Here is a 13,778-nt window from a genome sequence, read left to right as displayed (position 1 = left end):
TATTGTCATTATGATAAAGCTTTGTATATATTATTTTTTCGCATACTCGTCAGTATTTTTCTCAACCTATCCCCCTGAGAGTATATCTTAAAAAGCGTACGATCCGAAGCGAGTACATATACAGCGCTGCGCTTTTACCTGCTCAGGTTCGTTAACCGTCCTGACTGATAATTTTTTCGTCCTTAACGATCCCCTCGCATATTATGGTATAAAGCGTATTCCCTGTAAAATCGTCTTCAAAGCTTTCATTGTCGTTTCCGTAAACTCTGTTGTAGCAAATATAATTATTGCCGCCGTAAGATATTCCGTTTATTATAAGTACCTCAGGGCCTCCATCCACCGCTGGATTTTCATAAAATATACCGTCCCGAATCGTATATTGCTCCCCCGTCTGCTTATCCGTCAGCGTGAGGACCGCATTTGTAATGCCGCCTCCGACCGAATTATTCCCGTCAAATTCACAGGGCTGCTGGTTCTCAATTACAGTTATAAAATTCCACAAGTCTTCAATTGTCCCATTATCTGAAATCTCGCCGGAATAGCGAATATCTGAGTGAGTTTGTTTGTCGTAAACCATTACCGTTCCGGAGAATTCATAATCCTCGGGATTTCTATCCGACAGCTTAAAATACTCACGAGCACTTACATTGCTCACAGATGAACTATCTGCTAACGGCAATGAAACATCAGATCGAGAACTGTCACTTACATCACCGCACGAGGTCAGCGTTACCGAATTGATAATTGTAATAGATAAGCTCACTGCCTTTAAAAGCATACTGTTTGTCTTTTTCGTAATGTCGTCCTCCTTTTCTGTAATTCGCCTCAAACACTCTCCCACTCCTCGATCAGAGCTCCGATACTGTCGGTATAGGCAATTCTCATACGGTCGTAGTAAAAATCGTCTATACCTTCCTTAGGATAAATACATTCCGCAGAATCCTCTGAAAGCGACGACCAGCCGTTATGAAATACGATCTCGCCGTTCTCGGTAAATTCTATCTGAGGAGCGTTCTCAAATACTATCCTGTATTCACTGCCCTCCTGCTTCATAGGCAGCAGATAGCTGCCGCCCTTATTCATCAGATACGGGGTCTTTGACGTTATCTTTATTTTCTTTGCTATCCGTTTTTCGCTGTTCCCCCGACAGATCACATTGCCGACAGCTAAAGTATACTCGCAGTAATCGCTCCTTTTATCTGCTTCGGTAACTGTACAGTCAATAAAGAACTCCGTTTCCTCAAGAACCCTTTTTTCAACAAAGTAATCGCCGCCGCTGTAATCATAGTCCTTATAGCTCTTTTCTCCGCTGTATGCAAGGCTTAATGACTGAAAGCTTGTTTTTGCTATTTTCTTTTGTTCTCCTCCGGAATTATATGGAATGTTTATATCGGCGGCAGGGTTTGTGAATATTTTAACCCCAAAAACAATTACAGCTATACAAGCCGCCGCATAGAGCCATTTCAGCGGCTTTTTCCTCCTGCTGCGAGACGCTGTTTCTATGACGCTCTTTTTATCCGATCTAATATCCTTTGGCGGATCATATCTTTTTTCCGCCGTTTCCTTGTCCGTACTTTCCTTTATCCTGCCCCATAATTTTTCCATATCGGGAGCAGTATTCTCCACATATTCATCGTAAAGTTGTTTCAGGTTTTTTTCGTTCATAATGCCGCTCCCTCCTTCACAAATTTTCTCAGCTTGTGTATCGCCCTGCTGTATTTCCATGTGACGGAGCCTAACGGCTTATGCATTATCTCTGAAATTTCTCTGAACGTAAGCTCAAGCCCTATATGAAGGTTTACTATCTCACGTTCCGGTTCCGAAAGCAGATCCATTGCTTCACCGAAGGACATAACACTTTCAGCTGTTTCGTCAGTGCGCTTCTTATCCGGAATACTTTCTTTCAGTCCGTTTTCCTCTTCGTCCAGCGCAAAAACCGTTCTGTTTCTCTTTTTCAGGAAATCCGCCGCCATATTGTGAGCGATAGTTACAAGCCAGCGCTTGTGCCCGTTTCCCATACGGTAGTATTCAGCCTTCTGCCAAAGCCGCAAAAAGAAATCTGATGTAAGATCCTCAGCGTCCTGAGGACTTCTGACAATATTAACGAACGTTTTGTATATGTACTTTCCGTAATCCTCATATACAGCCCTGAGTCCGTCAGTATCGCCTTTCAGAATCAGCTCCATTCTGAAATCGAATTCCTTATCGGTCATAGCTTCACACCCTTCGATATTTTATATACGATCTGCCCCTGTCATATTTATTGGGCAATAATACACAAAATATAATTTTATTTTTTGTAAATTTTACACAAACTCCTGCTTTTATAAATAAAGGCGGTCAAGCCGCCTATGATACTGATATTATTTACTTCCTGGCTTTAATCTGTCCTCGGCTATCTCTATTGAAACGTCGTAAAAGGATATGACATTATCCTCAGGCCCGTTTCTGATACGCCTCAATACCTTATTGATCGGATACACTGCATTTTTTTCGTCTTTTTTCAGATAAGGGACGCCATCCTCTTCGGCTGCCCAGCTATATCCGCACTCTTCAAGCCTGCACCGCAGCAGTACCTGTCCCAGATAAACGCCGAAAATTACCGCTGCGTTCCATATATATTTATCGCTTGCTTCCCCGCTCGCCGCATATCTGCTTTGTCCGTCAAGCAGCTGTTCGAGGGAAAGTATGCTGTCGGGAGTATAGTCAAGCGTCCAGCCCCCTGATGCAGCGACCTTTACCGCCTTATGGCATATCTCCGCAATATTTATACCGTTACCGCTGTTTAATTTAACCGCCTCCTCAGTCCTTTATTCCCTTAAATACCATTGCCGATATCGGCGGAATATTTACGTTTCCCCTTATAGGGAACTTATTCATTTTTCCCTGCTCGTTCAGCCTGGTATAGAATCTGCCCTCAGGCAGAACAAGATTTCTTTTATCATGATACGGATTAAACGCCGCTATAAGACACGTTTCATCATTTTCAAGCTTAAAAACAACAAAGTTATCGTCGCCGGTATCGAGAAATTTAAGATATTTACCTATCTCGTCCTTTGTCCTGAGCCTGAAAAGCGGATTGTTTTTTCTTACTCGTATAAGCGCCTTATAATAATTGAATACATCTATATTTTCCAGCTTTTCGTTCCATTTTACCGAATTTGTATGATCGGGGGCATTATAGCTGTCATGGCTGTATATGTTAACTTCGTCTGGCTGTTCCCCCTCCGAAAGAAGCCTCGGCTTTGAGCGCAGAAAATCCTGACCGAGCTGTAAAAACGGAACTCCCTGCGCCAGAATTATTACTGCCGCCGCAAGCTTATCCATTTTTATCCTATCGTCTCTGGAATTGTGCTTAGCCGAGATCGCAAGCTTATCCCATAGCGTATGATTATCATGAGCCTCGCAGTAATTTATCGCCTGCGACGGCTCAAACGCCCAGCATGCCTCAGGCGATAGGTTATTTATCTGCCAATGAGGAACAGAGCCGGCAATTCCTCTTTTAAGAGTATATACAGCGTTTACATTGCCGTTTACAAAGCCCTTGTCATAAGGATTAAATGTTCCTCCCTTAACTGCGTCCCGTATATTGTCATTGAAAAGTCCGACGCTTCCGAATTTATAGGAATTCCATTTGTAAGCGAGCTTATCTGCCGAAATGGGAGATTCCCCTCCTGTCCAGCCCTCCCCGTACATAAGCAGGGCAGGGTCGAATTTATTAAGCTCCTCTCTGATCATATTGACCGTTTCAATATCGTGCAGCCCCATAAGATCAAAGCGGAAGCCGTCAAGCTTATATTCCGACGCCAGAAATTTAAGCGAATTTATCATAAATTTTCTGTACATAATATGATCCGACGCAGTTTCGTTGCCGCAGCCGGAGCCGTTTGAAAATCCGCCCTTATTATTCAGACGGTGATAATAATACGGAAAGCTTTTATGAAATGAAGATTTTTCGGTAAAATAGGTGTGATTGTAAACAACGTCCATAATTACGCCTATCCCGTTTTTATGAAGAGCCATTACAAGCTGCTTGAACTCGCTTATTCGCTTTGCCGGATTCTCAGGATCGGAAGAATAAGATCCCTCCAGGCAGTTATAATTCAGGGGATCGTAACCCCAGTTATACTGTGCCTTATACGGCTTGCTTTCATCGACAGTAGCATAATCAAAAACCGGCAGCAGCTGAACGTGAGTTATTCCAAGCTCCTTCAGATGATCAAGACAGGTAGAAGCCTCCTTGTACTTCGTTCCTGTGCGTGTAAACGCAGTAAACTTTCCTCTCTCCTGCCATTCTATACCGCTTGTTTCGTCAATTGAAAAATCCCTGACATGACATTCGTAAATAACCGCATCGCATATGCTTTCACAGCGGGGCCTTGAAACCCTGTCCCAGCCGTAAGGGTCGGTCTTATGCATATCAAGAATACAGCCGCGCTTGCCGTTAATGCCGCAGGCCTTGGCATATATATCTATAGTTTCGTATTTATCCCTGTTGTCAAATTCATATGTGTAGGTATAAAAAACGCCCTCGGCGATCCTGAGCAGCTCTACGAACCATACTCCGTGCCAATGGCGTTCCATAGGCAGAGTTTCTATCAGATTATCGCCGTCCCCGTCAGTATAAAGATTAAGGTATACCGCCGTAGCCAAAGGAGACCAAGTTCTGAACTGGGTCTTTCCGTCTTGGAATACAACTCCAAGATCATCTCCGTCATATGCGTTATCCCTGTCAAACTGCCGGTAATCTGTTATATTGTACATCTGCCATGCCCCTTGTTTATATATTTAAATTATTCAGCCGATACTCCCAAGGCTTCACCCAGCCTCACCTTCGTTTCAAAGCCCTCTTTTGTATTCTTTATAAGATCTCCGCATACGCTTACCTTACCTTTTTCCAGAAGAAGTATTACAGTTGAGCCGCCGAATTCAAAAAAGCCCTTTTCCTCCCCCCTTGAAACTGTTTTGGTTTCAGGGTGAGAGTTGGTGATCTTTCCTACCATTGTTGCCCCGACCTCCATCTGGATAATATCGCCGAAGCGCTCTGTCCTTATCATACAGTATTCTCTGGAGTTTTCCTTGTATACCGGAATATACCGATTGACAACGGGATTTACCGTATAAAGCATTCCTTCTATATGCCTGTTATGACTTTTGATTCCGTCAGCGCAGTAGCTGTAACGGTGATAGTCGTCAACGGAAAGCCGTATTATAAGCGCAGTTCCTCCGTTATACCTTTCCGCCAGCCTGCTGTCCCGCAGCAGCGAGGCTGCCGTATAAACCGAATTTTTTACAACAAACATACTTGAATTGGTTATCTCATAGGCTGAGACTTTTCCGTCACAGGGCGAAATAAGAACGTTATCGTCAAGAGTTATCCAACGCTTCCCCGGCTTCAGCTTCCTTGTAAAAAAGTCATTGAACGACGAATACATCCTCTCCTCGTATTCAGCCATATCAATATTGTTTTTCTCGGCAAAGGTAATCGCCGCACCTGCCGAAAGCCTGCTTGAAAGTATAACCCTTGAACATTTTGAGAATATCGGAAGCGCCAGAAACTTCATAAGCGCCCTGCCTAAAGCCGACGAATAAGCGTCTGCAAGAAACTTGTCCTGCTTCGTTGTTTTTTCATACTCGTTTCCGTGTCTGTCGCGGTATTTCACAGCTTTGACCTCCTCAGGCTATATTATATGGTTGAATTTCAGATACCCGATAAGAATTATAGCTCCCATTGTAAACAAAATAAGTATACCCTTAAGGGACAGCTTTTTAACGTTTATATTAAGTACAAAAAGTATAGATATAAGTATCATGAAGCCCTGAAAAACGTACGGAAAATATCTGTGGGGAATATTCTGCCTGCCCAGATAAAGCAGCGGAAGAATTATAGCTACGGTCGTTACCGGAAGCCCCTGGTACTGCTTTCTAAGCTCGCTTGTCTGACGCTGACGCTCCTCCTCCATTACATTGAAGTAGCCAAGTCTGATTACAGCGCCCAGAACGATCATAACTGCCGACAGAAGTCCGAGTCCGTTGTTAAAGCCGTAATGATAGCCTATCACTGCCGGAAAAACTCCGAAGCATACAAGATCGCAGAGCGAATCTATCTGGATCCCGAATACCTTTTCATGATCTGTTCTGTTTTTCATTGACCGTGCTATCTTTCCGTCGAACAGGTCGCATATACCTGACAGCAGCAGACATAGAAACGCTATGGATTCATGTCCCTCAAAAACCTGCGTTATACCGAAAACCGACGACGCAAGTCCTATATACGTCAGAATTACGGAATAATTATAGAAACCAATCATTTTTAAAACTCCTTATTTTTTCAGGCATAAATGCCGTATCCTTTTACCTGTTCCCGTCCTTTTCATGTTCCTCTGCGGCGCTCTTTCGCATACATAGAATATGAGCCGCAAACGTAACTGCCGCACTCATAATTAGCAGGCAGTAAAAGCTAAGACCTCTGCTCAGCAGCATTCCCGAGCGCACATATCCGTCGGAAAAGATCCCGCTGAACATTACGATAAAGCAAGCCTCCGTTATACCGGCAGCTCCCGGAAGAGGCAGCATTTCAACAGTGATCGAGATCATTGTCTGTATGGCTATTATTCCTATAAAACCCGTTCCCGATAAGCCGTAGGATCTATAAACAACATACGTTACTGTCAGCAGAAAAAGTCTCTGCACCGCAGTTATTAGAAATATATTGACTATCGCCCTTACGTTATTCTTGATATATTCTGCGCCCTTAATATAGTTATCACAGACACGGTCTATTTTGTTCAAATACTTCTCATTGTTTTTCTGTTTGAGAAAATGTATCCTGCAAAGGAAATTGATAATTTTTATACCTGCCGACCTTGCCCACATCGGTCTGAAAAAGATAAATACCAATCCTCCGATATACGCAAGATTCAGAATAAAGCCTATTATAAGAAGCCACATCCAGCTTCCCACATGTTCCACAACAAAGCTGTGCCTGAAAATAAAGAACAATACCCCGAATATAACAAGAACCGCCTTGTATGCGACCGTAACAACAAGCATTATAAGCGACGAAAAACCAATCTTTATCCCGTCCTTTTTCATGTAAAAGACCTGAGCCGGCTGCCCTCCCGATGACGACGGAGTGATACAGCTGTAGAAAAAGCCTATAAAGCTGTATTTCAGGCATCTGTAAAACGGAGTTCTGTCGCCGAACATTGTAAGCATATATTTGAAAATCACCGATTCACCGCTGACAAACAGGAATACGCACAGTACTCCCGCCGCAAGCCACTTCTTATCCGCACGGTGAAGATCGGCAAGTATTATTTTCAAGTCGGTATCGCCGAACAGCAGTCTGAAGGTAAGAAAGCCTATAACTGCGATAAATAGAATATTAAGAGCATAGCTCAGGGTTTTCTTCAACCTTTTACCTCCGTTTCGTTAACCGTGCAGCACCAGCCGCAGCGGCTTATTCCTTTGCTTTTCACACATAATTATAAACTGAATATAAAAATAAAAATCAGATATTTATCTTAAATAAATCTTTAGAAAAAATACAGCGCAGCAAGTGAAACAATTATCTGGACGATAGTAAATCTGAATACTACCTGGGTATCGGACCAGCCCTTGTTTTTTCTCATGTGATCGTGGAGCGGAGTCCTGATATTTTCCATAAACCTTTTCATTCCTAGAAAACGCCTGAAGGAAAGCTTCATAAGTCCCAGCCCTCCGTCAATTATCAGAACGATACATAACGGGATAAAGAGCAGAGGTCTGCCTGTCTTTAAAGCGCAGACAGCAAGAAAAACGCCCATTGCCCTAGAGCCGGCATCGCCCATAAGCAACTTGCTGGGCGAACAGTTGAACCAGAGATAGGCAAAAGCAGCCGAAAGCATTACTACGCAGACAAGCCTGAAGCCCGAACCTACAGATACCGCCATAAACGAATAAAGCGAAACGCAGAAAAGAGAACCGCATAAGCCGTCTACTCCGTCAGAGCAGTTGGTTACATTTATACTTGCCCATACGAGAATTACTCCAAGTATACCGAAAACAATTACCGGAAGCTCGAAGCTGTGCCCGAATATACTTATTTCCGTCCCGTTATGGTATATATAATCGGCTGAGATACCGACTGCGATCATGAAATCAAGAATACCCTTTTTAAGCTCTCCCCACGGCTTCTCGGCGGCGTCATCCAGAAAGCCTGTAAGCATTGCGGCATAAATAAGTACAAGATATAAAAGCAGCTCAGTGTTCAGAGGTACAAAAAGAGCCGTACACAGAGTAAATGCGGTTATGAGAATAACTCCCGCTCCTCTGGGTTTTCCCTCTGAAAGTGCGCCGTTTACCGCAAACTGCCTGCCCTGATCCTTGGGAAGCACGCGCATAAAATATTTAAGAGCAAATAAGGCTATAAAAAAAGTGCCGAGTACCGTTATAAGCATTGCAGTCTTATAAAAACCGGAGCCGTCAATAAGATTTATCAGCATAAAAATTGATCAATCCTTTCAGTTGTGCAAAAAATCCTTTTCCTGCGCAGTTTTACCGCCGCAGACTATTCCATGCGAACAGTTATACTATATAATTATACAACATATAAATTAAAAATGCAAACACAAACCTATGGCATTTTGCACAAAATTTTCAGGATAATATTGTTTGGACCGCTTTGATAACGAAAACTGCTGTGTGTTGTTTTCGTTAAATAGACATATAATATTAATTTCTGCAAATTATTTAACGTTTAATTGTGAATTCTGCACACATTTTTGTGCAATGTAAACGATTTATCATATGATAATTTGGTTAAATAGTATCTTGAAAAGTTTCCGAAAATTATGTATCATTATATTTAGCAATAAAGAAAAATAATTTGTTGCTGAGTAAAATGGGTAAAATCAAAACGGCTTTAAGCCGTAATTTCAAACTTACTTACTGGGAGGAAATTAAAATGAGTGTTAAAAAGATTGCCGCAATAGTATGCGCACTTTCAATGACCACAGCAATGCTCGCTTCTTGCGGAGATAAGGACGAGTCTTCGTCTTCTAGCTCAAAGGCTGATAATGCTTCTTCAGCTGCAGCAGCAGAGAGCACAGCAGATTCGGCTGCCGAATCTGAAGCTGAGTCCGCCGCTGAGTCAGCTGCTGCAGACTCAAGCGAAGCCGACGAAGAAGAATATCCCGGAGTCGTAACCGAATTCAAGGGTCACGATGCTATGCTTATGTTTGCAGACAGCGAATGGTTCTGGCGCAATATGAATATGGCTAACGACGCAGATGCCGAGACTCCTTCGTATGGTGTTGACGCTGACGTAACAGGTGACGGTGAATATACCGTTTCTATTAATAAGAATACTATTCTAGGAACAGACGACGCTCCTAATGAAGGCGCTCTTATTAATGAGGATACCGGAGAACTGTTTGCAAGCAACGGCGTATCCGTATTCTGTGTTGATATTATGGGTATCGTAGACGGTACTACAAACTACAAGGGCGAAGCTATCAAGAAGAATAAGCTCAAGGAAGGCGATCCTCTTACAAAGAAGGACGCTCCAGGAGCTTATACCGGACAGGAGATCACCTGCGAAGTAACTTCTATAAAGGCTGACGGCAAGGAAGTTGAATTTGATCCTTCAAAGATAGTTTACGGAAATATCGAGGATAACAACAACTGCTACAGAATTGAGATCTACAACTCCTACGGCGATACCGTTAAGGATCCTCCTATTGACCCAATGGCACTTTCCTTTGAGAAGGAGCTTTCAGTAACCTTTAAGATCTCCGGTCTTGACAAGGAAGCTGCAGCTGAATAATTTTCAAATAAATGCACATAATCCGGCTTTGTTCGCAAGGTCGGATTTTTTATACGCATTTATCATATTATTTGTATTGCGGATTTTTATTGTCCGGCTGTAATTTAATAACTGGAACGAAAATGGTATAAAAATATTAAATTAAACGTTTGCGTGCCGTCGTTTTTACCATACATAAGCACCGCCAATTATGCAGACTGATGAATATATCTAAAAACGCCCTTATTTTATTGACCTTCCTTGAACCAAGTGCTATAATTTAAATATAAGCGAAGTTATTCAGGCTAGTGTATATTGACAGGAGGATATAAAAATATGAAATCATATAAACGATTGCTTTCCTTTGCGGCGGCCGCAGCCTTAACGGTATCGACTGCCGCCTCGTGGGGATCGGCTTCTGTTTCAGCAGAAGATTCCGTTCTTTATATAAACGAGGTCTGTACGGGAAATAACGGAGAAAACGGAAACATTACCTACGCTGCTGATACAAGCGGCGAATACTGCGATTGGATCGAGCTTTACAACCCCTCCGCCAGCGATGTGAACCTTTCCGGCTGGAAGCTTATTAAAGACGATTCAAGCGAGTATTCGTTCGGAGATGTAACTGTAGCGGCGGGAGAATATAAAATTGTTTTCTGCTGCAAAAAGTATGCCGGCGACAGCAGCTACCCGAATGCAGGGTATAATCTTTCCGGTGACGGAGTTACTCTTGCGCTTAACAACGGATCGAAGGATATAGATACCGTGCAAGTGCCTGCGCTGGCAAAGGACACCTGCTATGCAAGACAGCCGGACGCTACTGATAACCTTGCTGTGGTATACCCTACACCGGGAGCTTCAAACAATGACGCTGAGTCAGCCGTTCCCTGCAACGCACCGGAGTTCAGTGCGGAAAGCGGAATGTACAGCAGTCAGTTCGGACTTTCATTATCAACCGACGAAGGCAATACCATCTATTATACAACGGACGGAAGCGATCCGGCTACAAGCTCGACACGAAAAGAATACACATCTGAAATAACAGTTAAAAACCGTTCTTCCGAACAGGCGATACTTGCAACGTTTGTAAAGGTTTCTGAAATAACCCCTTGGAACAATTCAAACAGCTTTCCGTCAAACAGCGCAGTGGACAAGGGTACAGTCATCAGAGCCTGTACTCTCAGCAGCGCCGGAAAATACAGCGATACAGTAACAAAGTCTTATTTCGTAGGAGTTTCAAGTAAAAACCACAATAACCTGCCGATCATCTCCGTTACTACGGATACCGCTAACCTTTTTGATTATGATACGGGAATATATATCAAGGGAAAGACCTATTACGATTATATTAAGGGCGGAAACGTCGACTGGGATAATCCCGAAGCAAACTACAACCAGCGGGGACGTGAATGGGAAAGAGAATGTCATATAGACTTTTTTGAACCTGACGGAACGCTTGCCCTATCTCAGGACTGTGGAATGAGAACCCAGGGTGCATACTCCCGTGCCTCATATCAGAAATCCTTTAGATTCTACGCCCGTGACGAATACGGAGAGAAAAATTTCAAATATGAATTTTTCAAAGGACTGACTAAGGAAAACGGTTCAGGAGAAGCTGTAAAAAAGTTTAAGAAGCTTGTTATAAGAAACGGCGGAAACGACTGTGATTATACCAAGTTCAAGGACAGCTATCTTCAGTCGCTGGTATCAGACAGAAGCTTCGATACTCAGGCAGGACGGCCCTGCGTTCTGTTTATTGACGGCGAATACTGGGGACTTTACACACTTCAGGAGGACTATGACGATTCTTACTTTGAAGAAAACTACGACGTCGATAAGGACGAGGTAATAGTTTATAAAAAGGGAGAAATAGACGAAGGTTTTGAAGAAGATATCGTTTATGCCGATGAACTGTATAATTTTGCAAAAAACAACAATATGTCAAATGCCGCAAATTATGAAAAGATAAGCCAAATGCTCGATATAGACAGCTTTATAGACTATATGGCGACCGAGATCTATATAATCAACGAGGACTGGCCTGGAAACAACTACGCTATGTGGAGAGTAAGGAATACCGACGAAAGCAACCCTTACTCGGACGGAAGATGGAGAATGCTGTATTACGATACTGAAATGGGAGTAGATCATTACGGCAATTCCTCTACCAAATACAATATTAATAATCTTCAGAAAATAATGAATAATAAGAGTGATTTTCTTCCCGTTATCTTCAATTCACTTATGAAAAACAGCAGCTTTAAGGAAAAGTTTGTTACATCAATGATGGATCAGATGAATGTAAACTATAACTGGAGCCGCTGTCAGGAGCTTATGAAGCCGTTCTACGACGCTTATTTCCCAGAGCTGACAAAATACTTCAGCCGTTTTCCGTCATGGGCAAATGTCGGCAACGCTTCGACGCCGTGCTATAACAGGATGGTGACATTCCTTAAAAACCGCCCGTCATATGTTCCAACTATGATGAAAAATTCTCTGGGACTCGGCAGCGCAGTCAGCGTAAATGTTACCGCAGTTAATTCAGACGGCGGAACAGTTAAATTAAATACGTCACAGCTCGATCTTTCAAAGGGATTCAGCGGAAAATATTTTACTGATTATAAAATTACCCTTACCGCCGAGCCTAAAGAGGGATATATTTTCAAAGGCTGGTCAGGAGGAATTTCCTCTCAGAGCAAAACTATAAGCATTTCACTTTCAGGTAATACGAATATACAGGCCGTATTTGACAAGGAAGGCGAAAGCAATATCCATACAGTTACGTTCAAATACGGAACAAAGACCTACACTTCCTTTGTACAGGACGGCGGAACAGCTTCCGCTCCGTCCGGATTGTTTGAAAGAACCGGATATACGCTTTCTTGGGATAAACCGCTAACAAATATCAGATCCGATATTACAGTAAACGCAGTTTATACGGGTATTAAATACACTGTCAAGTTTACTCCCAACGGAGGAACAGGTTCAAGCTACACGCAGAGCTTTACATACGGCAAGGCACAGGCCTTAACGGCGTGCAGGTTTACACGAAGCGGATATATTTTCACAGGCTGGGCAAAATCGTCCGCAGCTGATATAAGCTATGCCGATAAGCAAACGGTAAATAATCTTTCTTCGTCAGCAAATAAAACCATTTACCTTTATGCAAAATGGAAAAAGAGTATTCCCTCCTGCACGGTTTCCGGAATCGGAACTAAGGTCTATACCGGAAAAGCGATCACTCAGCCGATAACCGTAAAATACGGCTCGACTGTTCTTAAAGCCGGAACAGACTATACGGTAAGCTATACTAACAATACAGCGATCGGCACGGCTACGGTTAGAATTACCGGCAAGGGAAATTACGGCGGGATCAAAACGATTCAATTTAAGATCAAGCCGGCAACAGTTACCGGACTGACCTGCTCCCGCTCTGTAAAAAGCGTAAGGATCAAATGGAATGCCGTAAAGGGAGCGGATAAATATCAGGTATACAAGAAGCAGTCAAACGGTGAATACAAGCTGCTTGCAGAGGTAAAGGCTCTGGAGTACAAGGAAACCGGTATGAAGTCAGGTCAGCTTTGCGACTACAAGGTAAGAGCCAAGACCAACGGAGTTGTCGGAACCTGCGGAAGATATATAACGGCTACAAAAACCGTTACACCTGTTCTAAAGGGAACTGCCGGAACGAAAAGCGCCGCTTTAAGCTGGACAAGATGTACGGATTCGGAGGGCTATCAGATAGTAATGTCTGCTTCAAAAAACGGCAAATACACTGCGATCAAATATCCTAATCCCAACAAAATTACAAGCTATAAAAAAAGCGGACTTACCAAAGGAAAAACCTATTACTTCAAGATACGCTCATTTAAGACCGTAAACGGCAAGAAGCTTTACAGCGATTATTCATCAACTGTTGCAGTAAAGGCAAAGTAGTCATATACGCATATTGGAAACGGTTTAAGGCAATAGTTATAAAGCATTAAACAAT

General features: G+C 42.8%; 10 protein-coding genes. 2 read left to right on the top strand and 8 right to left on the bottom strand.

Annotated elements, in window-relative coordinates:
• Nucleotides 1-151: 151 nt before the first annotated feature.
• From ACYQ0H_RS01795 to ACYQ0H_RS01760, 8 genes are all read right to left on the bottom strand, one after another.
• The gene (locus tag ACYQ0H_RS01795; RefSeq protein WP_459811115.1) at nt 152-829 is read right to left on the bottom strand and encodes a hypothetical protein; all 678 of its coding nucleotides are present in this window, start codon (nt 827-829) and stop codon (nt 152-154) included.
• Entirely contained in the window at nt 826-1,665 is an 840-nt protein-coding gene (locus ACYQ0H_RS01790; protein WP_459811114.1) for a hypothetical protein, read from the bottom strand. Before ACYQ0H_RS01790 ends, ACYQ0H_RS01795 begins: the two co-directional genes overlap by 4 nt.
• Nucleotides 1,662-2,213 (bottom strand): RNA polymerase sigma factor, encoded by a 552-nt coding sequence (locus ACYQ0H_RS01785; protein ID WP_459811113.1) that lies wholly within the window; start codon nt 2,211-2,213, stop codon nt 1,662-1,664. Before ACYQ0H_RS01785 ends, ACYQ0H_RS01790 begins: the two co-directional genes overlap by 4 nt.
• A gap of 589 nt (nt 2,214-2,802) precedes the next feature.
• Complete coding sequence (gene pulA / locus ACYQ0H_RS01780; protein ID WP_459811112.1) at nt 2,803-4,764, bottom strand: type I pullulanase; 1,962 nt, start codon at nt 4,762-4,764, stop codon at nt 2,803-2,805.
• Between the two features lie 29 nt (nt 4,765-4,793).
• On the bottom strand, nt 4,794-5,663 hold the full coding sequence (locus ACYQ0H_RS01775) for a phosphatidylserine decarboxylase (protein ID WP_459811111.1): 870 nt from the start codon (nt 5,661-5,663) through the stop codon (nt 4,794-4,796).
• Nucleotides 5,664-5,681: 18 nt separating this feature from the next.
• Nucleotides 5,682-6,311 (bottom strand): CDP-alcohol phosphatidyltransferase family protein, encoded by a 630-nt coding sequence (locus tag ACYQ0H_RS01770; RefSeq protein WP_459811110.1) that lies wholly within the window; start codon nt 6,309-6,311, stop codon nt 5,682-5,684.
• 43 nt (nt 6,312-6,354) lie between these two features.
• Nucleotides 6,355-7,416, bottom strand: coding sequence for a lysylphosphatidylglycerol synthase transmembrane domain-containing protein (locus ACYQ0H_RS01765; RefSeq protein ID WP_459811109.1), 1,062 nt, complete (start codon nt 7,414-7,416; stop codon nt 6,355-6,357).
• Nucleotides 7,417-7,538: 122 nt separating this feature from the next.
• Nucleotides 7,539-8,486 carry an MraY family glycosyltransferase gene (locus ACYQ0H_RS01760; RefSeq protein ID WP_459811108.1) on the bottom strand — a complete coding sequence of 316 codons (948 nt, stop codon included), beginning with the start codon at nt 8,484-8,486 and terminating at the stop codon, nt 7,539-7,541.
• A 461-nt stretch (nt 8,487-8,947) separates the two neighbouring features.
• Here ACYQ0H_RS01760 and ACYQ0H_RS01755 point away from each other — a divergent pair, with 461 nt between their 5' ends.
• Complete coding sequence (locus ACYQ0H_RS01755; RefSeq protein WP_459811107.1) at nt 8,948-9,808, top strand: hypothetical protein; 861 nt, start codon at nt 8,948-8,950, stop codon at nt 9,806-9,808.
• Between the two features lie 315 nt (nt 9,809-10,123).
• Nucleotides 10,124-13,723, top strand: coding sequence for a CotH kinase family protein (locus ACYQ0H_RS01750; RefSeq protein ID WP_459811106.1), 3,600 nt, complete (start codon nt 10,124-10,126; stop codon nt 13,721-13,723).
• Nucleotides 13,724-13,778: the final 55 nt, after the last annotated feature.

The organism is Hominimerdicola intestinalis, assembly GCF_054655215.1.
Note: the sequence above shows the minus strand (reverse complement) of the source record. Positions and strands in the feature narration are given on the sequence as shown.

What these genes read in the sequence shown, in the direction of transcription:
- ACYQ0H_RS01760 (WP_459811108.1), bottom strand. Translation starts at nt 8,486, where the DNA reads ATGCTGATAAATCTTATTGACGGCTCCGGTTTTTATAAGACTGCAATG.
- ACYQ0H_RS01790 (WP_459811114.1), bottom strand. Translation starts at nt 1,665, where the DNA reads ATGAACGAAAAAAACCTGAAACAACTTTACGATGAATATGTGGAGAAT.
- ACYQ0H_RS01750 (WP_459811106.1), top strand. Translation starts at nt 10,124, where the DNA reads ATGAAATCATATAAACGATTGCTTTCCTTTGCGGCGGCCGCAGCCTTA.
- ACYQ0H_RS01785 (WP_459811113.1), bottom strand. Translation starts at nt 2,213, where the DNA reads ATGACCGATAAGGAATTCGATTTCAGAATGGAGCTGATTCTGAAAGGC.
- ACYQ0H_RS01770 (WP_459811110.1), bottom strand. Translation starts at nt 6,311, where the DNA reads ATGATTGGTTTCTATAATTATTCCGTAATTCTGACGTATATAGGACTT.
- ACYQ0H_RS01755 (WP_459811107.1), top strand. Translation starts at nt 8,948, where the DNA reads ATGAGTGTTAAAAAGATTGCCGCAATAGTATGCGCACTTTCAATGACC.
- pulA (WP_459811112.1), bottom strand. Translation starts at nt 4,764, where the DNA reads ATGTACAATATAACAGATTACCGGCAGTTTGACAGGGATAACGCATAT.